At 61.8% G+C, this 19,412-nt stretch carries 19 protein-coding genes; all 19 read left to right on the top strand.

Annotation, left to right across the window (positions count from 1 at the left end; translation table 11 throughout):
• The first annotated feature begins 309 nt into the window (after positions 1-309).
• Entirely contained in the window at positions 310-1,239 is a 930-nt protein-coding gene (locus tag JYG36_RS19590) for a ketoacyl-ACP synthase III (RefSeq protein ID WP_093385623.1), read from the top strand.
• A gap of 256 nt (positions 1,240-1,495) precedes the next feature.
• Positions 1,496-2,344, top strand: a complete 849-nt coding sequence (locus JYG36_RS19585) for a flagellin domain-containing protein (protein WP_045200267.1) — start codon at positions 1,496-1,498, stop codon at positions 2,342-2,344.
• A gap of 71 nt (positions 2,345-2,415) precedes the next feature.
• Positions 2,416-2,781 carry a flagellar protein FlaG gene (locus JYG36_RS19580; protein ID WP_093385619.1) on the top strand — a complete coding sequence of 122 codons (366 nt, stop codon included), beginning with the start codon at positions 2,416-2,418 and terminating at the stop codon, positions 2,779-2,781.
• A 71-nt stretch (positions 2,782-2,852) separates the two neighbouring features.
• A complete protein-coding gene (gene fliD / locus JYG36_RS19575) occupies positions 2,853-4,253 on the top strand; it encodes a flagellar filament capping protein FliD (protein ID WP_213602062.1) in 1,401 nt (466 codons plus the stop codon).
• A gap of 133 nt (positions 4,254-4,386) precedes the next feature.
• Entirely contained in the window at positions 4,387-4,782 is a 396-nt protein-coding gene (fliS, locus tag JYG36_RS19570) for a flagellar export chaperone FliS (protein WP_045200275.1), read from the top strand.
• A gap of 9 nt (positions 4,783-4,791) precedes the next feature.
• The gene (gene fliT, locus JYG36_RS19565) at positions 4,792-5,088 is read left to right on the top strand and encodes a flagellar protein FliT (protein WP_045200277.1); all 297 of its coding nucleotides are present in this window, start codon (positions 4,792-4,794) and stop codon (positions 5,086-5,088) included.
• Between the two features lie 170 nt (positions 5,089-5,258).
• Positions 5,259-6,734: a transcriptional regulator FleQ gene (fleQ, locus tag JYG36_RS19560; protein ID WP_038996385.1), complete on the top strand. Its 1,476-nt coding sequence runs from the start codon at positions 5,259-5,261 to the stop codon at positions 6,732-6,734.
• Positions 6,735-6,938: 204 nt separating this feature from the next.
• A complete protein-coding gene (locus JYG36_RS19555) occupies positions 6,939-8,150 on the top strand; it encodes a sensor histidine kinase (RefSeq protein ID WP_045200279.1) in 1,212 nt (403 codons plus the stop codon).
• Complete coding sequence (locus JYG36_RS19550) at positions 8,150-9,529, top strand: sigma-54-dependent transcriptional regulator (RefSeq protein WP_045200281.1); 1,380 nt, start codon at positions 8,150-8,152, stop codon at positions 9,527-9,529. The genes JYG36_RS19555 and JYG36_RS19550 overlap by 1 nt, the downstream gene beginning before the upstream one ends.
• Positions 9,530-9,649: 120 nt before the next feature.
• Positions 9,650-9,976: a flagellar hook-basal body complex protein FliE gene (gene fliE, locus JYG36_RS19545; protein WP_045200283.1), complete on the top strand. Its 327-nt coding sequence runs from the start codon at positions 9,650-9,652 to the stop codon at positions 9,974-9,976.
• Between the two features lie 15 nt (positions 9,977-9,991).
• Positions 9,992-11,773, top strand: coding sequence for a flagellar basal-body MS-ring/collar protein FliF (gene fliF / locus JYG36_RS19540; RefSeq protein ID WP_045200285.1), 1,782 nt, complete (start codon positions 9,992-9,994; stop codon positions 11,771-11,773).
• Positions 11,766-12,785: a flagellar motor switch protein FliG gene (gene fliG / locus JYG36_RS19535; RefSeq protein WP_045189054.1), complete on the top strand. Its 1,020-nt coding sequence runs from the start codon at positions 11,766-11,768 to the stop codon at positions 12,783-12,785. Before fliF ends, fliG begins: the two co-directional genes overlap by 8 nt.
• 84 nt (positions 12,786-12,869) lie before the next feature.
• Complete coding sequence (gene fliH / locus JYG36_RS19530; protein ID WP_093385609.1) at positions 12,870-13,631, top strand: flagellar assembly protein FliH; 762 nt, start codon at positions 12,870-12,872, stop codon at positions 13,629-13,631.
• Positions 13,621-14,985 carry a flagellar protein export ATPase FliI gene (gene fliI, locus JYG36_RS19525; protein WP_093385605.1) on the top strand — a complete coding sequence of 455 codons (1,365 nt, stop codon included), beginning with the start codon at positions 13,621-13,623 and terminating at the stop codon, positions 14,983-14,985. The genes fliH and fliI overlap by 11 nt, the downstream gene beginning before the upstream one ends.
• A gap of 6 nt (positions 14,986-14,991) precedes the next feature.
• Positions 14,992-15,444, top strand: a complete 453-nt coding sequence (gene fliJ / locus JYG36_RS19520; RefSeq protein WP_045200290.1) for a flagellar export protein FliJ — start codon at positions 14,992-14,994, stop codon at positions 15,442-15,444.
• Between the two features lie 93 nt (positions 15,445-15,537).
• Positions 15,538-15,843: an STAS domain-containing protein gene (locus tag JYG36_RS19515; RefSeq protein WP_045200292.1), complete on the top strand. Its 306-nt coding sequence runs from the start codon at positions 15,538-15,540 to the stop codon at positions 15,841-15,843.
• Positions 15,840-17,555 (top strand): ATP-binding SpoIIE family protein phosphatase, encoded by a 1,716-nt coding sequence (locus JYG36_RS19510; protein WP_213602059.1) that lies wholly within the window; start codon positions 15,840-15,842, stop codon positions 17,553-17,555. Before JYG36_RS19515 ends, JYG36_RS19510 begins: the two co-directional genes overlap by 4 nt.
• Before the next feature lie 25 nt (positions 17,556-17,580).
• On the top strand, positions 17,581-17,928 hold the full coding sequence (locus JYG36_RS19505; protein WP_045200296.1) for an Hpt domain-containing protein: 348 nt from the start codon (positions 17,581-17,583) through the stop codon (positions 17,926-17,928).
• A gap of 79 nt (positions 17,929-18,007) precedes the next feature.
• Complete coding sequence (locus JYG36_RS19500; RefSeq protein ID WP_213602057.1) at positions 18,008-19,306, top strand: flagellar hook-length control protein FliK; 1,299 nt, start codon at positions 18,008-18,010, stop codon at positions 19,304-19,306.
• Positions 19,307-19,412: the final 106 nt, after the last annotated feature.

Below are 19,412 nucleotides of genomic sequence, written 5' to 3'. Positions count from 1 at the left end.
CACCGCGTTGCCCGAGTCGATCGGCAGCCCGGTGGATGGCGTGCTCGTCCCGTGTCGCCAGCCTCCCGGGGTGCCTTTCGCAGCGTCGACACCCGCCAAACTAGCAATCTTTGATAGTCACAAAGTGCCAATGGCTGACATTTGTGATGGGTAATCTTTGTGCAACAGTGACTTGGCAGTCGAAACGGGCATCTTTAATCTATTGAGTCGTCGGGCGGTACTGGCGGGCGGGGTGCGCGCAGGCTCGCAAGCCCTTGGTTACCAGGTTCCAGTGCCCGTGAAAATCCGCATATCTATCGGGAAGCCACAATGATTGGCATCAAAAGCATTGCGAGTTACGTACCTGTCGAGGGTGTGGACAACTACGCCCAGGGTGCGAAATTCGCCAAGGACCAGGAATTCATTCTCGGCAAGATCGGTTCGACCTTCCTGCCGCGCAAAGACGCAGGCCAGGAAACCTCCGACCTGTGTGTGGAGGCGGTAAAGGCCCTGTTCGCTGCCAATCCGAGCCTGGTGCCTGAGTCCATCGACGCCCTGATTGTCGTTACCCAGAACGGCGACGAAGAAGGTTTGCCGCACACTGCAGCCATCGTCCAGGACAAACTGGGCCTGCCGACCCACGTGGCGGCCTTCGATATTTCCCTGGGCTGCTCGGGCTATGTCTACGGCTTGTATGCCATGAAAGGCTTCATGGAGGCGGCGGGGCTGAAAAACGGTCTGCTGATCACCGCTGACCCTTACTCGAAGATCGTCGACCCTGAAGACCGCAACACCACCATGCTGTTTGGTGATGCCGCGACTGTTACCTGGATGGGCGAGGGCGCCCAGTGGCAGCTGGGCAAGGCCAAGTTCGGTACTGACGGCGGCGGCGCTGCGCACCTGAAGGTCAGTGACGGGGTGTTCTTCATGAACGGTCGCCAGGTGTTCAACTTTGCCTTGCTCAAGGTGCCGGCGCACCTGCATGAGCTGTTGGGCGAAAGCCAGTTGGCACCGGCTGACATCGACCTGTTCTGTATCCACCAGGGCAGTGCGGCGATTGTCGACGCCGTCGCCCGGCGCTTCGAAGATGACCCGGACAAATTCGTCAAGGACATGGTCGAGACGGGTAACACCGTGTCGTCGAGCATTCCCTTGCTGCTTGAGAAGCACGTGCTCGGTTCGCGCCACCAGCGCGTTGCCTTGAGCGGTTTCGGTGTAGGTCTTTCGTGGGGCTCGGCGATTATCGAGCGCAACGACTGATTTCTGCACCAGCCTGAAAATAGAGCGCTGCCGGTTGCCCGGTGGCGCTTTTTTTTATCTCCAGCATTTATGGGTAAGTGTTTTTTTGGCGTCAAACCCTTGATTTCATTGGGGTGGCAGGGTGCCATTAAAAAATTTGCAAAAACCCCTAAAGCAACCGCGCCAGACGACGATAACTATTACGAAGGTTCTCTAGGCCACACCCGGCGGATGCCAGGGCCGGAAGCCGCAGTATCCCAAACACGAGGAATTCGTCATGGCATTAACCGTTAACACCAACACTACCTCCCTGGGCGTTCAGAAGAACCTGAACCGCGCTTCCGACGCTCTGAGCACCTCGATGAGCCGTCTGTCCTCCGGCCTGAAAATCAACAGCGCCAAAGACGACGCCGCCGGCCTGCAGATCTCTACCCGTATGACCTCGCAGATCCGCGGTCAGACCATGGCAATCAAAAACGCCAACGACGGTATCTCGATCGCCCAGACCGCTGAAGGCGCGATGCAAGAGCAGGTCAACATCCTGCAGCGTATGCGTGAACTGGCTCTGCAATCGCGAAACGACTCGAACGATTCGACTAACCGTACCTCGCTGGACAACGAGTTCAAGCAGATGTCTGCGGAACTGACTCGTATCGCCCAGTCCACCCAGCTGAACGGCAAAAACCTGCTGGACGGTTCGGCTAGCACCATGACCTTCCAGGTTGGTTCCAACACTGGCGGCGAAAACCAGATCAGCATCGACCTGAGCGCCAAGTTCCTGGCCAGCGACCTGGGTATCACCAGCGCCATCACCATCGCCGGTAGCGACAGCACCACTGCCCAGACCAACTTCTCGGCTGCCATGGGCGCGATCGACTCCGCTCTGGCGAAGATCGGTACCGCTCGTGCTGACCTGGGTGCGGTGCAGAACCGTATGACCAGCACCATCAACAACCTGCAAAACATCAACGAGAACGCTGAAGCTGCTCGTGGTCGCGTACAAGATACCGACTTCGCCGCTGAAACTGCTCAGATGACCAAGCAGCAAACTCTGCAACAAGCTTCGACTTCGGTTCTGGCCCAGGCCAACCAACTGCCGTCGGCTGTACTGAAGCTGCTGGGCTAATCACTCGGTAGTTGTCGGCGGGGGAGTGCATCTACGGCACTCCTCCGCCTTTTGCATTGAGAGGTGGTGACATGGATATGAGCGTCAAGCTGAACCTGTCTTACCCGACGGTGAAGCCGGTCGAGCCGACCACCGAACGCCCTGCGGCCAAGCCTGTAGCGGCAGTTGAAGCCATCACGCCAGTCAAGGAAGCTACCGACAAGGGGCTGTCCGAAGCTGAGAAGGTCAAGAACGCGGTCAAGGATATCGAGAAATTCCTTGCTTCATCGCGACGTAACCTTGAATTTTCCACGGATGAAGAATCCGGCCGAATTATAGTTAAAGTCATCGCCAGCGAGACCGGAGAGCTGATCCGCCAACTTCCTTCGGAAGAGGCGTTGAAGATCGCTCACAGTCTGAGCGATGTAAACAGCCTGCTGTTCAACGCCAAGGCCTGATGCTGGCGGCTGAGCGGCAAGTTCGCTAGTCTGGCAAGGCTAGGGCGGCGCGCAACCATGAGGGAGTAGCAATGGCGAGTACAATTTTACCGAGTGTCGGTCTGGGTTCCGGGGTAGACATCAACAAGATCGTTGATGTGCTTGTCAAGGCGGACACCGGTCCCAAGGCGAACCAGATCAAACGCCAGACCGCCAACAACACGGCCATGCTTTCCGGGGTAGCGTCGCTCAAGAGTGCGCTTTCTGTTTACCAGGAAGCGATGAAAAAGCTCAACGATCCGAAGGCGCCAGCCTTCAGTGCCTACACCGCGACCTCCAGCAGTGACACCACGGTCAAGGCCACGTCGAACAACAAGGCGGTGCCCGGTACCTACACCGTTCTGGTCGACAAGCTGGCGACCGCGTCCAAGGTGGCCAGCCAGAACTTTACCGGCGGGGCCAGCACTTCGATCCCTGAAGGCGACCTGACCATTACCCAGGATGGCGTGGTCCACACTGTGAAGGTGGGGGCGGGTGCGACCTTGCAATCGGTTCGCGACTCGATCAACTCATCGCTTGCCGAGCAGGGCATCACTGCCAACATCGTCAATGGCAAGGACGGCTCGCGCCTGGTCTTCAGCTCGACCAAGACCGGTAAAGGTACCGATATTTCGGTCGACGGTATCGCCGAGCTGAAGATCAACGGTACTACCAAAATGAACGGTGATGGGGCCGGCTACATCGACGGCCTCGCCCAGGACGCCGAGCTGAGCATCGACGGCCTGAAGGTTACCAGCAAGTCCAATACCGTCGACGGCGCAATCAGTGGCATGAGCCTGGAGCTGCTGCAGGTTACTGCCGCAGACAAGCCTATCAAGGTAACGGTCGGTGAAAACACTGCCGGCCTGAAGGCCTCGGTGCAGAACTTTGTCGATGCCTACAACACCCTGGTCAAGGCGGCCAACAGCCTGACGGCGGTGTCCAAGGACGCTGATGGCAAGACTGTGCTCGGGCCGCTGACCAACGATCCGACCACGCGCTCGATGCTGTCGGACTTGCGCAAGCAACTGGCGACCGAGTCGGGCAGTGGTCGTCTGACCACCCTCAGCCAGCTGGGCATTAACACGGCAAAGGACGGTACCCTGGAGTTCAACTCCACCAAGTACGATGCCGCGATGAAGGACAAGAAGCTCGGCCCGGACGTGCAGGAGCTGTTCACCGGCACTGAAGGCGTGTTCGCGCACATGACCAAGGCGGTCGAGCCGTACCTGCAGACAGGTGGCATCCTCGACACCCGCAAGGCTGGCCTGGACAAGCTGCAAAAGGACCTCGACAACCAGCAGCTGGCCCTGGACCGGCGCATCACTTCGCTGACCGAATCCCTGACCAAGCGCTACGTGGCCATGGATACCCTGGTGGGCAAGCTCGAAGCCCAGCGCAAGAACATCGCCTCGATGTTCGCCTCGATCGAGGCGCAGCAGAAAAACTCCTGATTCGGCGTTGTGCCAGAAGCCCGGCAGTACCCCTAGGGGGACTCCGGGCTTTTTGCTGTACGCGCTAAAGTTTTTTGACGCGCAGGCGATACAAGCGGTATATGAAACCTTTTTTGCGGTGACGAGGTAGAACATGAATCCGATGTTGGCCCTTCGGCAGTACCAGAAAGTCAACGGCGTGGCCCAGACCTCCGTGGCCAGCCCGCATCGTCTGGTGCAGATGTTGATGCAGGGCGGTCTTGATCGCATTGCCCAGGCCAAGGGTGCCATGGCGCGTAACGACGTGGCCCAGCGCGGCATCCTGATCGGCAAGGCAATCGGTATTGTCGGCGGTTTGCGTGAAGGCCTGGACCTGGAAAACCACGCCGATTCGCTGACCGACCTGGATAACCTGTATTCGTACATGAGCAAGCGCCTGGTCGAGGCGAACGTGCAGAACGATCCGGAAATCCTCAACGAAGTGGCGCGCCTGCTGATTACCGTCAAGGAAGGCTGGGACGCGATCGGCGATCAACTCGCCGACGCCTAGGAGATTGCAATGAGTGTCGTGCTCGAACGTATCGAACAAACCCGCGAGGCATTGCTGGGTGCCCTGGCCAGTCGTGACTGGGAGGCGATCAGCGAGCTCGACGTCAGTTGCCGTCTGTGCGTGGACGATGTGCTGGCCGAAGCGTCGGTGGATGAGCTGACGCTGCGCAGCAAGCTCGAGGAGTTGCTGGGCGTCTACAAGGAATTAATTGAAGTTGCAAGTGGGGAGCGTCAATCAATAGTCGATGAGATGACGCAGATCCGACAAGCCAAAAACGCGGCAAAGGTATACCATTTGTTCAGCTGAAACTGGGCAAAACAAAAAGCAGTGCGCCATAAATTTGACTATGTACGGTTTTTTGACTTAACTAGTGGCTGTTTTCTAATTTCAGACGTCCGAACACTGACCGTTCAGTCGGAATGATGTCGAGCTTGCCCTTACAAGGGCGCCGAGATGACTAGGGAAGTTGTTATTGCATGTGGCGTGAAACCAAAATTCTCCTGATCGATGACGATAGCGCTCGCCGCCGTGATCTGGCGGTAGTGTTGAATTTTCTTGGCGAAGAAAATCTGCCCTGCTCGAGCCATGACTGGCAGCAGGTTGTCGAGTCGTTGTCATCCAGTCGTGAAGTGCTCTGTGTCCTGATCGGGACCGTGAATGCTCCGGCAAGTCTGATGGGCTTGCTTAAGACAGTGGCTGGATGGGATGAGTTCCTTCCGGTTCTGCTTCTGGGCGAAATTTCTTCTGCCGAGCTGCCGGACGACCTGCGCCGTCGCGTACTCTCCAACCTCGAAATGCCGCCGAGCTACAGCAAATTGCTCGATTCGCTGCACCGTGCCCAGGTCTATCGCGAGATGTACGACCAGGCCCGCGAGCGCGGCCGCCAGCGCGAACCCAATCTGTTCCGCAGCCTGGTCGGCACCAGTCGGGCGATCCAGCACGTGCGCCAGATGATGCAGCAAGTGGCCGATACCGACGCCAGCGTGCTGATCCTCGGTGAGTCGGGCACCGGCAAGGAGGTGGTTGCGCGTAACCTGCACTACCACTCCAAGCGCCGCGAAGCGCCGTTCGTGCCGGTCAACTGCGGGGCGATTCCGGCCGAGCTGCTGGAAAGCGAACTGTTCGGCCACGAGAAGGGTGCCTTTACCGGGGCGATTACCAGCCGTGCCGGGCGTTTCGAGCTGGCCAACGGCGGCACCCTGTTCCTCGACGAGATCGGCGACATGCCGTTGCCGATGCAGGTCAAGCTGCTGCGCGTGCTGCAGGAACGCACCTTCGAGCGCGTGGGTAGCAACAAGACCCAGAGCATCGATGTACGCATCATCGCCGCGACCCACAAGAACCTCGAAAGCATGATCGAGGTGGGGACCTTTCGCGAAGACCTGTACTACCGCCTCAACGTCTTCCCTATCGAGATGGCCCCGCTGCGCGAGCGCGTCGAGGACATCCCGCTGCTGATGAACGAGCTGATCTCGCGCATGGAGCACGAGAAGCGCGGTTCGATCCGCTTCAACTCGGCCGCGATCATGTCGCTGTGCCGGCACGGCTGGCCGGGCAACGTCCGCGAGCTGGCCAACCTGGTCGAGCGCATGGCGATCATGCACCCGTACGGGGTGATCGGCGTGTCGGAGCTGCCGAAGAAATTCCGCTACGTCGACGACGAAGACGAGCAACTGGTCGACAGCCTGCGCTCGGACCTCGAAGAGCGCGTGGCCATCAACGGCCATACGCCGAACTTCGCCAGCCACGCGATGCTGCCGCCTGAAGGCCTGGACCTCAAGGACTACCTCGGTGGCCTGGAGCAGGGCCTGATCCAGCAGGCGCTGGATGATGCCAACGGTATCGTCGCCCGCGCTGCCGAGCGCCTGCGCATTCGTCGCACCACCCTGGTGGAGAAGATGCGCAAGTACGGCATGAGCCGCCGCGAAGGGGATGAACAGGCGGAGGATTGACGCCTGGGTGGTCATGGTGAGTCGCGCAATGCGCTCATCATGGCTAATAACCCTATCTTTCAAAGGGCTGTAACGCCCGTCCCATCGGCTCTTGCAGCCATCGCACGGCCTTCCTGGCAAGCGCCCCCAAACTATCCGGCACGGCTATTGCTATATCGCTGGCAACACACCGTTTTATGACGGTCAGCCACGCGAGAGAGCATGATGCCCCAGGTCGCCACCATCTCCTGTGTCCCTGAACCGAAGGGGCCGAACGCCGCCGAACAGGAAAGCCGCCTTGGTCTTGAGCAGGCCTTTGCCATGTTCGACCAGGTTTCCAGCCAGCTTAGTGAGTCCTATAGCCTGCTCGAAGCCCGGGTTACCGAGCTCAAGGGCGAGCTGGCGGTGGTCAGCGCCCAGCGCATGGCCGAGCTTGCCGAGAAGGAGCGCCTGGCCAACCGCCTGCAGAACCTGCTGGCCCTGCTGCCGGGCGGGGTGATCGTTATCGATGGCCTGGGCCGGGTGCGTGAGGCCAACCCCGCCGCCAGCGACCTGTTGGGCGAACCGCTGGTGGGTGAGTTGTGGCGTGAAGTGATCGCTCGCAGCTTTGCTCCGCGCGAGGATGACGGTCATGAAGTGTCGCTGCGTGATGGCCGGCGCCTGTCGATTGCCACCCGCTCGCTGGATGCCGAGCCCGGGCAGTTGGTACTGCTCAATGACCTGACCGAAACCCGTCACCTGCAGGACCAACTGGCCCGCCACCAGCGCTTGTCGTCGCTGGGGCGCATGGTTGCGTCGCTGGCCCACCAGATCCGCACGCCTTTGTCGGCGGCCATGCTCTACGCCAGCCACCTGGCCGAGCAGAACTTGCCGGTGGAAACCCAGCAACGCTTTGCCGGCAACCTCAAGGAGCGCCTGCACGAGCTCGAGCACCAGGTGCGCGACATGCTGGTGTTCGCCCGCGGCGAGTTGCCGCTGACCGATCGGCTGACACCCAAGGCATTGTTCCAGGCCCTGCAGCAGGCGGCGCAGACCCATGTTCAGGGTCATGCGGTGCGCTGGCAGTGCGACAGTCACCTGGGCGAGTTGCTGTGCAACCGCGACACCCTGGTCGGCGCCATGCTCAACCTGATCGAAAACGCCCTGCAGGCCAGTGGCGAGCCTGCGCGGCTCAAGGTTCACCTATACCGGCGCGAGCAGGTCTTGCACCTGTGTATCAGTGATGCCGGCGCCGGTATCGACAGTGCCTTGCTGGCGCGCCTGGGCGAGCCATTCCTGACCACCAAGGCTACCGGCACCGGGCTCGGTCTGGCGGTAGTCAAGGCGGTGGCAAGGGCCCACCAGGGCAGTTTGCAATTACGTTCGCGACCCGGTCGCGGCACCTGCGCCCGGATCAGCCTGCCGCTGATCGGCGCGCAGTCGGTGGAGGCAGAGTAATGAAAGCAATCAAGGTGCTGCTGGTCGAAGATGACCGCGCCCTGAGGCAGGCACTGGCCGATACCCTGGAGCTGGGCGGCTTTGCCTACCAGGCCGTAGGTTCGGCCGAAGAAGCACTGGAAGTGGTCGCTGGCGAGGCGTTCAGCCTGGTGGTCAGTGACGTGAACATGCCTGGCATGGACGGCCATCAGTTACTGGCCCTGCTGCGCGCGCGCCAGCCGCAGTTGCCGGTGTTGCTGATGACCGCGCATGCCGCCGTCGAGCGCGCGGTCGAGGCCATGCGCCAGGGCGCGGCCGATTACCTGGTCAAGCCATTTGAGCCCAAGGCATTGCTTGAGCTGGTGGCACGCCACGCTCTGGGAGTGGCTGCGGCGGGCGAAGGCGACGGACCGGTGGCGCGCGAGCCTGCCAGTGCGCAGTTGCTGGAGCTGGCAGCGCGGGTTGCGCGCAGCGATTCGACCGTGCTGATCTCGGGCGAGTCCGGTACCGGCAAAGAGGTGCTGGCGCGCTACATACATCAGCAGTCCCTGCGCGCCGAGCAGCCGTTTGTGGCGATCAACTGTGCGGCGATCCCCGACAACATGCTCGAAGCCACCCTGTTCGGTCATGAGAAAGGCTCGTTCACCGGCGCCATCGCCGCCCAGGCCGGCAAGTTTGAACAGGCCGATGGCGGCACCTTGCTGCTCGACGAGATTTCCGAAATGCCCCTGGGCTTGCAGGCCAAGCTGCTGCGGGTGTTGCAGGAGCGTGAGGTGGAGCGGGTTGGCGGGCGCAAGCCGATTGCCCTGGACATTCGCGTGGTCGCCACCACCAACCGTGACCTGGCCGGCGAGGTGGCGGCGGGGCGTTTTCGTGAAGACTTGTTCTATCGCCTGTCGGTGTTCCCGCTGGCGTGGAAGCCGCTGCGCGAACGTAGCGCCGATATTCTGCCGCTGGCCGAGCGATTGCTGGCGCGCCACGTCAATAAAATGAAGCATGCCCCGGTTCGACTCTCGCCTGATGCTCAGGCGTGTCTGCAAGGTTATGCCTGGCCGGGCAACGTACGCGAACTGGACAACGCCATTCAGCGTGCCTTGATCCTGCAGCAGGGTGGGGTGATCGAAGCGGCGGATTTCTGTCTCGCCGGGGTCCTGCCGATGTTCGCTGCAGCGCCGGTCGCCGCAGTCGTGCCGAATATTGAAACCGAGGCGGCGGGCGGTCTGGGTGATGACATGCGTCGCCATGAGTTCCAGATGATCATCGACACCTTGCGCGCCGAGCGCGGTCGTCGCAAGGAGGCCGCCGAGCGCCTGGGCATCAGCCCGCGCACCCTGCGCTACAAGCTGGCGCAGATGCGTGATGCCGGCATGGATGTCGAGGCCAGCCTGTACGCCAGCTGAGCCATTAATGAATTAGAGTTTTTGTTCGGGCCGCGGGCAGAGCTGGCACTCTTGTTGCTATGTCCTGCCTATCCGCTGCGTGAGTGTCAAAAAAATGCGGGCCGTCGGAGAGAGAAGTCCATGAGCCAAGGTGTTGAATTTAATCGATTGATGTTGGACATGCGGGCCATGCAAATGGACGCCATGTCGATGCCGAAGGCTGCCGCTGCGCCTGAGGTCGGCTCCAGCAGTTTTGCCGACATGCTCGGCCAGGCCGTCAACAAGGTCAACGACACCCAGCAGGCTTCCTCGCAGCTGGCCAGCGCCTTCGAGATCGGCAAGAGCGGGGTTGACCTGACCGACGTGATGATCGCTTCGCAAAAAGCCACTGTGTCGTTCCAGGCCTTGACCCAGGTGCGTAACAAGCTGGTGCAGGCCTATCAAGACATCATGCAGATGCCGGTATAAGGGCGAGATTGAGTCATGGCCGAAGCAGTCGTCGATAACGTGCCCGCGAAAAGCAGCGCAGCAGCGCCCAAGCCGCCGTTGTTCGGCATGTCGTTCCTGGAAAACATCTCGCAGATGCCCATGCTGCGTCAGGTCGGCCTGCTGGTCGGTCTGGCCGCCAGCGTGGCGATCGGTTTTGCCGTGGTGCTGTGGTCGCAGCAACCGGACTACCGGCCGCTGTACGGCAGCCTGGCCGGCATGGACACCAAGCAGGTCATGGAGACCCTGGCCGCTGCCGATATCCCCTACAACGTCGAACCCAATTCCGGCGCCTTGCTGGTCAAGGCCGACGATATTTCCCGTGCCCGCCTGAAGCTGGCAGCCGCCGGCGTGGCGCCGAGCGATGGCAATGTCGGTTTCGAGATCCTCGACAAGGAGCAGGGCCTGGGCACCAGCCAGTTCATGGAGGCCACCCGTTACCGTCGTGGCCTGGAAGGCGAACTGGCGCGGACCATCTCCAGCCTCAACAACGTCAAGGGTGCACGCGTGCACCTGGCGATCCCGAAGAGTTCGGTGTTCGTCCGTGACGAGCGCAAGCCAAGTGCTTCGGTACTGGTCGAGCTGTACCCGGGCCGCGCCCTGGAAGCCGGTCAGGTGATGGCCATCGTCAACCTGGTGGCGACCAGCGTGCCGGAACTGAACAAGTCCCAGGTCACCGTGGTCGACCAGAAGGGCAACCTGCTCTCCGATCAGGTCGAGAATTCCGAGCTGACCATGGCCGGCAAGCAGTTCGACTACAGCCGCCGCATGGAAGGCCTGCTCACCCAGCGTGTGCACAACATTCTCCAGCCGGTGCTGGGCAACGACCGCTACAAGGCCGAAGTATCGGCGGACGTTGACTTCAGCGCGGTCGAATCCACCTCCGAGCAGTTCAACCCTGACCAGCCGGCGCTGCGCAGCGAGCAGTCGGTCAACGAACAGCGCTCCAGCAGCATGGGCCCGCAGGGCGTGCCTGGTGCGCTGAGCAACCAGCCGCCTGGCCCGGCCTCGGCGCCGCAAACCACCGGTGGCACGCAAACCGCCGCCAGCGCCATCCAGCCTGGCCAGCCGCTGCTCGATGCCAACGGCCAGCAGATCATGGACCCGGCCACCGGCCAGCCGATGCTTGCACCGTACCCGGCCGACAAGCGTCAGCAGTCGACCAAGAACTTCGAGCTTGACCGTTCCATCAGCCACACCCGCCAGCAGCAGGGCCGCTTGACCCGCCTGTCGGTGGCGGTGGTGGTCGATGACCAGCTCAAGGTCGACCCGGCCACCGGCGATGCCGCGCGCACCCCGTGGGCTGCCGAAGACCTGGCACGCTTTACCCGCCTGGTGCAGGACGCGGTGGGCTTCGATGCCAGCCGTGGTGACAGTGTCAGCGTGATCAACGTGCCGTTCGCCGCCGACCGTGGCGAGGTAATTGCCGAGATTCCGTTCTATTCGCAGCCGTGGTTCTGGGACATCATCAAGCAGGTCATGGGCGTACTGTTCATCCTCGTCCTGGTGTTCGGCGTGCTGCGTCCGGTACTTAACAACATCACCGGCAATGGCAAGCAAGGCGCCGGTGCCGATGGCGACATGGAACTGGGCGGCATGCTCGGTCTGGATGGCGAGCTGGCCAACGACCGCGTCAGCCTGGGTGGTCCGCAAAGCATTCTGCTGCCAAGCCCGAGCGAGGGTTATGACGCACAGCTCAACGCAATCAAGAGCCTGGTGGCCGAAGACCCGGGTCGCGTGGCCCAGGTCGTGAAAGAGTGGATCAACGCCGATGAGTGATAACCGAGCCCTTACCGCCAAACTGACCCGTGTCGACAAGGCTGCGATCCTGCTGCTGTCGCTGGGTGAAACCGATGCCGCGCAGGTGCTGCGGCACATGGGCCCCAAGGAAGTGCAGCGGGTCGGCGTGGCCATGGCGCAGATGGGCAACGTCCATCGCGAGCAGGTCGAGCAGGTGATGAGCGAGTTTGTCGAGATCGTCGGCGACCAGACCAGCCTTGGCGTCGGTTCCGACGGCTATATCCGCAAGATGCTCACCCAGGCCCTGGGCGAGGACAAGGCCAACGGCCTGATCGACCGCATCCTGCTCGGTGGCAACACCAGCGGCCTGGACAGCCTCAAGTGGATGGAGCCGCGCGCGGTTGCCGATGTCATTCGCTACGAGCACCCGCAGATCCAGGCCATCGTCGTGGCTTACCTGGACCCGGACCAGGCCGGTGAAGTGCTGGGCAACTTCGACCACAAGGTGCGTCTGGACATCATCCTGCGCGTCTCGTCGCTCAATACCGTCCAGCCGGCGGCGCTCAAGGAGCTGAACCAGATCCTCGAGAAGCAGTTCTCGGGCAACTCCAATGCCGCGCGCACCACCCTGGGTGGTATCAAGCGTGCCGCGGACATCATGAACTTCCTCGACAGCTCCGTCGAAGGCCAGCTGATGGACGCGATCCGCGACATCGACGGCGACCTCTCCGAGCAGATCGAAGACTTGATGTTCGTCTTCAACAACCTGGCCGATGTCGACGACCGCGGTATCCAGGCGCTGCTGCGCGAAGTGTCTTCCGACGTGCTGGTGGTGTCGCTCAAGGGCGCCGACGAGAAGGTCAAGGAGAAGATCTTCAAGAACATGTCCAAACGTGCCTCCGAGCTGCTGCGCGACGACCTCGAGGCCAAGGGGCCGGTGCGCGTCAGCGACGTCGAGACGGCGCAAAAGGAAATCCTCACCATCGCCCGCCGTATGGCCGAAGCCGGAGAAATCGTGCTCGGTGGCAAGGGCGGCGAAGAGATGATCTAAGACCTTATCGCGGGTCAAGCCCGCTCCCACAGCGCTCCTGTGGGAGCGGGCTTGACCCGCGATGCTTTACGAGTGCGTGCAATCATGTCAACCAACGAGCACCTGAGTGAACTGATTCGCGCTAACGACGTCGAGGGCTTCGACCGCTGGGCGCTGCCCAGTTTCGACCCGGAACCAGAGCCTGAGCCTGAACCGGAGCCCGAAGCGGTTCAGGACGAAATCGAAGAAGTGCCGCTGGAAGAAGTCCAGCCACTGACCCTCGAAGAGCTTGAAAGCATTCGCCAGGAAGCCTACAACGAAGGCTTTGCCACCGGCGAGCGCGAGGGTTTTCACAGCACTCAGCTCAAGGTTCGCCAGGAAGCCGAAGAGGCCCTGAGCGCCAAGCTGGCCAGCCTCGAACAGGTGATGACCCACCTGCTCGAACCCATCGCCGAACAAGACAGCCAGATTGAAAAAGCTGTGGTCCATTTGGTCGGGCACATCGCCCGCGAGGTCATCGGTCGCGAGCTGCGCAGCGATTCCAGCCAGATCGGCCAGGTACTGCGTGAAGCCCTGAAGTTGCTGCCGATGGGTGCCGAGAACATCCGCATCCATATCAATCCGCAGGACTTCGAGCAGGTCAAAGCCCTGCGCGAGCGTCACGAGGAGCGCTGGAAGCTGCTCGAAGACGAAGCCCTGCTGCCAGGAGGCTGTCGCATCGAGACTGATCACAGCCGTATCGATGCCAGCATGGAAACCCGTATCGAAAAGGCCATGGCGCAATTGTTCGATCAGCTCCATGACCAAAGCCTGCACCCGGCAGCGGCGGATGTGCAGGTTGAGCTGGATGCCCCTGATGCGCCTTGAACGAACCAGTTTCGGCAAGCGCCTGGGGGCGTATGCCGACGCCGTCAATTTGCCGTCTCAGCCGGTGGTCGAGGGCCGCCTGCTACGCATGGTCGGCCTGACCCTCGAGGCCGAAGGCCTGCGCGCGGCGGTTGGTAGCCGCTGCGTGGTGATCAATGACGACAGCTATCACCCGGTGCGGGTCGAGGCCGAGGTCATGGGTTTTGCCGGCGGCAAGGTGTTCCTCATGCCGGTCGGCAGCGTTGCCGGCATCGCCCCTGGGGCGCGCGTGGTGCCATTGGCTGACAGTGGACGCCTGCCCATGGGCATGAGCATGCTTGGCCGGGTGCTTGACGGCGCCGGTCGTGCCCTGGACGGCAAGGGCGGGATGAAAGCCGAAGACTGGGTGCCCATGGACGGCCCGACCATCAACCCGCTCAACCGCGACCCGATCAGCCAGCCGCTGGACGTCGGCATCCGCAGCATCAACGGTTTGTTGACGGTTGGCCGCGGTCAGCGCCTGGGCCTGTTCGCCGGTACCGGCGTGGGCAAGAGTGTGCTGCTGGGCATGATGACCCGCTTTACCGAGGCGGACATTATCGTCGTCGGCTTGATCGGTGAGCGCGGCCGCGAGGTCAAGGAATTCATCGAGCATATTCTTGGCGAAGAAGGCCTCAAGCGCTCGGTGGTGGTGGCCTCGCCCGCCGACGATGCGCCGCTGATGCGCTTGCGCGCGGCCATGTACTGCACGCGCATTGCCGAGTACTTTCGCGACAAGGGCAAGAATGTCCTGTTGCTGATGGATTCGCTGACCCGTTTCGCCCAGGCCCAGCGGGAAATTGCCTTGGCTATTGGTGAGCCGCCAGCGACCAAGGGCTATCCACCGTCGGTGTTCGCCAAGCTGCCCAAGCTGGTTGAGCGTGCGGGTAATGGCGAAGCCGGTGGTGGCTCAATCACCGCGTTCTATACCGTATTGTCCGAGGGCGACGATCAGCAGGATCCGATTGCCGACTCGGCGCGGGGCGTGCTCGACGGCCACATCGTGCTGTCCCGGCGCCTGGCCGAGGAGGGGCATTACCCGGCCATCGATATCGAAGCTTCGATTAGCCGGGTCATGCCACAGGTGGTCAGCCCCGAGCAGATGACCGAAGCGCAGCAGTTCAAACAGCTGTGGTCGCGCCTCTCGCAAAGCCGCGACTTGATCAGCGTCGGCGCTTATGTCGCCGGTGGAGACGCCGAGACCGACCTTGCCATTACCCTGCAGCCGCGCCTGGTGCACTTCCTGCGCCAGGGCCTGAACGACAACGTCGGCATGCAGCAAAGCCGCGAGCACCTGGCTGGCGTGTTTGCCCCCTTGCCTGCGGCAGGCGGCTGATAGGCCATGGCCCAGCCAAGCCGTGCCGCGCGTCTGGCGCCGGTGGTGGAGATGGCGGAAAACGCCGAGCGCCAGGCCGCCCAGCGCCTGGGGCAATTCCAGCAGCAAGTGAACATGGCCCAGGCCAAGCTCAGCGAACTTGACCGTTTTCGCGAAGACTACCAGTTGCAGTGGATCAACCGCGGTGGGCAGGGCGTGTCCGGTAGCTGGCTGGTCAACTACCAGAGCTTTCTCGGCCAGCTGGAAACTGCCATGACCCAGCAGCGCCAAAGCCTGGCCTGGCACCAGAACAATCTGAAGAACGCCCGCGGCACCTGGCAGCAGGCCTATGCCCGGGTCGAGGGCTTGCGCAAGCTGGTGCAGCGCTACATCGACGAGGCGCGCATGGTGGAAGACAAGCGCGAACAAAAACTGCTCGATGAACTGTCCCAGCGCCTGCCGCGCCACGACCGCTACTGATCTGCCCGTTGCTCGACAGCGCTTGCCGCCGGGGGGTGGGGCTGCTAAACCTTCTAGATGTCTGCAATCGTCGCAATGGAAGGAATCATCGACATGGCAGTTGTATCTGAAGTATCCCCGGATGGGAAAAAGCTGACGATCAAGGTCAGGGGGCGTTTTGACTTTGGCAAGCACCTGGAATTTCGCCAGGCTTACGAGCTCAAGCAGAACATGCCGGACTCAGTGGTCGTCGACCTCAAGGAGGCCACCTATCTGGACAGTTCGGCCCTGGGCATGCTGTTGCTGCTGCGTGACCACGTCGGCGGCGACGACTCGGAAATCCGTGTGGTCAACACCAGCTCCGATGTGCGAAAGATCCTCGCCATTTCCAACTTTGACAAGCTGTTCGACATCAGTTGAACCAGCCAGCCCATGTTTTCGAGGCGCTCACCATCCTGATCGCCGAGGATGGTGCTGCTGATCGTTTGTTGCTGGCCACCCTTGTGCGCAAACAGGGGCATCAGGTGCTCACTGCCGAAAATGGCGAGCAGGCGCTGGCGCTGTTCGCCGCGCAGCGCCCGCACATGGTCCTGCTCGATGCGCTGATGCCGGTCATGGATGGTTTCGAGGCGGCGCGCCAGATCAAGGCGCTGGCCGGTGAAGCGCTGGTGCCGATCATCTTTCTCACTTCGCTTAGCGAAGAACAGGCGCTGGTCCGTTGCCTGGAGGCAGGTGGCGACGATTTTCTGGCAAAACCCTACAGCCCGGTGATCCTGGCCGCCAAAATCAAGGCGATGGAGCGTATGCGCCGGCTGCAGGCCACGGTGCTGGAGCAGCGTGACCAGCTTGCCCGCCATCACACTCATCTGCTCAACGAGCAGCGGGTCGCCAAGGCGGTGTTCGACCAGGTGGCCCATGCCGGTTGCCTGAGTGCGCCGAACATCCGTTACCTGCAGTCACCTTATGCCCTGTTCAATGGCGACTTGCTGTTGGCCGCCTTCACGCCGGCAGGTGACATGCATGTGCTGCTCGGCGACTTCACCGGCCACGGCTTGCCGGCGGCGGTGGGGGCGATGCCCCTGGCCGAGGTGTTCTATGGCATGACAGCCAAGGGTTACGGCCTGGCCGAAACCCTGCGCGAGATGAACGCCAAGCTCAAGCGCATCCTGCCGGTGGACATGTTCTGTTGTGCATTGTTGCTCAACCTGAGTTTTCAGCGGCGGGTGGTCGAGGTCTGGAATGGTGGCATGCCCGACGGCTATCTGTTGCCCGCCGGTGGGGGTGAGCCTGTGGCGTTGGTGTCGCGCCATTTGCCCTTGGGTATCCTGGCGCCGGAGCGCTTTGATGATGCCACCCAGGTGCTGCCGTTGGCCCTGGGCGAGCGCCTGTTTCTGTTGTCTGACGGCGTGGTCGATACCAGTGATGACAATGACCAGCTGTTCGGTGTCGAGCGCCTGCGTCGGGTGCTGAGTGCCAATCGACAGCCGGCACTGTTGTTCGAGGAGGTGCTGCAGGCGCTGGAAGCGTTTCGTGGTCGCTCGCGCGATGATGTCAGCCTGCTGGATATCGAGGTGGTCGAACCGCAACTGTTGTCGCCGCTGCCGGTGATCTATTCTGACAGTGGGCAGTCCAGTCCGCTGGACTGGTCGCTGCAGTTCGAGTTTCGCGCCGACACGCTAAAACGTTTCAATCCATTACCTTATTTGCTACAGCTGTTGCAGGAAATACACGGTTTGCGGGCTCAGAGCGGGGCGTTGCACAGTGTCCTCACCGAGCTGTATTCCAATGCCCTGGAACACGGCGTGCTGGGGCTGGACTCGGCGTTAAAGCGCGATGCGCAGGGCTTTGCCGCCTACTATCAGATGCGCGACGAGCGCCTGCAGGCGTTGAACGAGGGCTTCATCCGCGTGTTCCTTCGGGTCGAGCCGGATCGCCAAGGCGGGCGTCTGAAGATTGAAGTCGAAGATAGCGGCAAGGGCTTCAATGTGAGTAAAGTGCTGGCCAGGCCTGTGTCCGAACAAGGGTTGTGCGGACGCGGTCTGACCCTCATACGCCGGTTGAGCCGGCGTGCCGAATGGGCCGACGAGGGGCGCCGCGCATGCGTGGAGTTCGCCTGGGAGGCTCTGGCATAATCCAACTTGATCAAGGAGTGAGCAAGTGTCCGACATTCACATCGATCGCAAGGTGCTCAGCGACTTGCAGGAGGTCATGGAAGATGGCTACCTGTACTTGCTGGAAACCTTTCTTGAAGATTCCGAAAAACGCCTCAGTCAATTGCATGAGGCGAAGAACGCCGACGAGCTGGCGCATGCCGCGCACAGTTTCAAGGGCAGTAGCAGCAATATGGGGGCGGTAGCGTTGGCCGAGTTGTGCAGGCAGCTCGAAGACCGCGTCAATCACGGCCCGCTGCAAGGCATCGAAGACCTGATCAACCAGATCGATCGCGAGTATGCGGCCGTTCGTGACCTTTACCACGACGAACGCCAGCGAGTATCGATTGGTTGAGCGCGAGGGCAAACCTGGCGCGAGTTTTGCGTAGTCTTCGCTAATTCACGATTACGACTTCTGTAGCGGAGACTCCTGCATGCCTGTCGCCTCCAACCCCCTGTTGCAAGCCAGTGCCGTGGCGAAGCCGTCGCGCGCCACTGCCGGTGCGCCGGATAAATCGCTGCAGGCCTCTAACGACAAGGCGTCTGGCTTTTCCGATGTGTATGCCAAGCAGTCTCGCGAGACGACTGCAGGCACCAAGGACGCGCCTGTGCCTGAGAAGGTCGTCACCGCCCCGGGCAGCGGCAATAAAACGGCCGCTGATTCGTCGAAGGTTGCCGACAGCGGCAATAGTTTGCCTGAGGAGCAGGACAGCACCGAGGTCGATCCGGCGCTGGTGGCTGATCCCACCCTGCTTGACCCCAGCCTGGTGGCGGGTCAAGTGACCGACGCCCAGCCCGGCGCGCAATTGATCCAGGCCCAGGCTGAAGCCGTGGCGCCGGTGATTCAGGCTGCGGCAGCACAATTGCAGGTGGCTGCGGCGCCGGCCCAGCCGGTAGCCGAAGCGCCCGAATTCGATCCTGAGGCCGATCCGCTGTCTGACCTGCCAGCCTTGCGCCTGGCCCTTGAGCAAAGTGCCCAGGCCCAGGGCACTACGTCTGCCCATGCCGCTGGCAAGGCCGGCAATGCCCAGCCTGAAGCGCCGACGGCGCAGCCTGCCGTCAATACACTGGCGGCCCTGCTGGACAAGCCAGGTGCCGATGCCGAATCAGGCGAGCCGGGTGAAAAAGCCTTCAGTGGCCTGCTCGATGATGGCCTCAAGGACCTCAAGAGCGCCTCCAGCGATACGCGTGTCGACAACTTTGCCGAGCGCCTGAGCAACCTGACCCTGGCCGCCACGGCCAAGACCGCCAATGCCGTGCCGGTGGCCACGCCGCTGCAGCAGCCGTTGGCGATGAACCAGGGCGGCTGGACCGAAGGCCTGGTCAACCGGGTCATGTACCTGTCCAGCCAGAACCTGAAATCGGCCGATATCAAGCTTGAGCCGGCCGAGCTCGGGCGCCTGGACATCCGCGTCAACCTGGCGCCGGAACAGCAGGCCCAGGTGACCTTTGTCAGTGGTCACGCCGGGGTGCGCGAGGCGCTGGAAAACCAGGTGCACCGGCTCAAGGAAATGTTTGCCCAGCAGGGGCTCGGCCAGCCGGACGTCAACGTCGCTGACCAGTCCCGTGGTGGCCAGCAGCAGGGCGCCCAGGATACGCCGAAACTCAGTGGCGTGGCCGCACGGCGTAATGAAGCTGGTGAATCCGCTGAGTCCGCTGAAATCGCTCCAGGTGCAATGCCGGTCGAGCAGCAGTCGGTTGTGGGTTCCAGCGCGGTGGATTACTACGCCTGATTGGCTGTGCTCTTTGTGCTGGCCGACCTTGCTTTTCCAGGTTGGCATAACACTTGCTCAACCCTCGCCATGTGACTGAAATCTCCGATGAATGACGGATTATTGG

The sequence above is a fragment of the Pseudomonas sp. SORT22 genome (assembly GCF_018417635.1).
Taxonomy (GTDB): Bacteria; Pseudomonadota; Gammaproteobacteria; order Pseudomonadales; family Pseudomonadaceae; genus Aquipseudomonas.
Note: the sequence above shows the minus strand (reverse complement) of the source record. Positions and strands in the feature narration are given on the sequence as shown.

What these genes read in the sequence shown, in the direction of transcription:
- JYG36_RS19590 (WP_093385623.1), top strand. Translation starts at nt 310, where the DNA reads ATGATTGGCATCAAAAGCATTGCGAGTTACGTACCTGTCGAGGGTGTG.
- JYG36_RS19585 (WP_045200267.1), top strand. Translation starts at nt 1,496, where the DNA reads ATGGCATTAACCGTTAACACCAACACTACCTCCCTGGGCGTTCAGAAG.
- JYG36_RS19580 (WP_093385619.1), top strand. Translation starts at nt 2,416, where the DNA reads ATGGATATGAGCGTCAAGCTGAACCTGTCTTACCCGACGGTGAAGCCG.
- fliD (WP_213602062.1), top strand. Translation starts at nt 2,853, where the DNA reads ATGGCGAGTACAATTTTACCGAGTGTCGGTCTGGGTTCCGGGGTAGAC.
- fliS (WP_045200275.1), top strand. Translation starts at nt 4,387, where the DNA reads ATGAATCCGATGTTGGCCCTTCGGCAGTACCAGAAAGTCAACGGCGTG.
- fliT (WP_045200277.1), top strand. Translation starts at nt 4,792, where the DNA reads ATGAGTGTCGTGCTCGAACGTATCGAACAAACCCGCGAGGCATTGCTG.
- fleQ (WP_038996385.1), top strand. Translation starts at nt 5,259, where the DNA reads ATGTGGCGTGAAACCAAAATTCTCCTGATCGATGACGATAGCGCTCGC.
- JYG36_RS19555 (WP_045200279.1), top strand. Translation starts at nt 6,939, where the DNA reads ATGCCCCAGGTCGCCACCATCTCCTGTGTCCCTGAACCGAAGGGGCCG.
- JYG36_RS19550 (WP_045200281.1), top strand. Translation starts at nt 8,150, where the DNA reads ATGAAAGCAATCAAGGTGCTGCTGGTCGAAGATGACCGCGCCCTGAGG.
- fliE (WP_045200283.1), top strand. Translation starts at nt 9,650, where the DNA reads ATGAGCCAAGGTGTTGAATTTAATCGATTGATGTTGGACATGCGGGCC.
- fliF (WP_045200285.1), top strand. Translation starts at nt 9,992, where the DNA reads ATGGCCGAAGCAGTCGTCGATAACGTGCCCGCGAAAAGCAGCGCAGCA.
- fliG (WP_045189054.1), top strand. Translation starts at nt 11,766, where the DNA reads ATGAGTGATAACCGAGCCCTTACCGCCAAACTGACCCGTGTCGACAAG.
- fliH (WP_093385609.1), top strand. Translation starts at nt 12,870, where the DNA reads ATGTCAACCAACGAGCACCTGAGTGAACTGATTCGCGCTAACGACGTC.
- fliI (WP_093385605.1), top strand. Translation starts at nt 13,621, where the DNA reads ATGCGCCTTGAACGAACCAGTTTCGGCAAGCGCCTGGGGGCGTATGCC.
- fliJ (WP_045200290.1), top strand. Translation starts at nt 14,992, where the DNA reads ATGGCCCAGCCAAGCCGTGCCGCGCGTCTGGCGCCGGTGGTGGAGATG.
- JYG36_RS19515 (WP_045200292.1), top strand. Translation starts at nt 15,538, where the DNA reads ATGGCAGTTGTATCTGAAGTATCCCCGGATGGGAAAAAGCTGACGATC.
- JYG36_RS19500 (WP_213602057.1), top strand. Translation starts at nt 18,008, where the DNA reads ATGCCTGTCGCCTCCAACCCCCTGTTGCAAGCCAGTGCCGTGGCGAAG.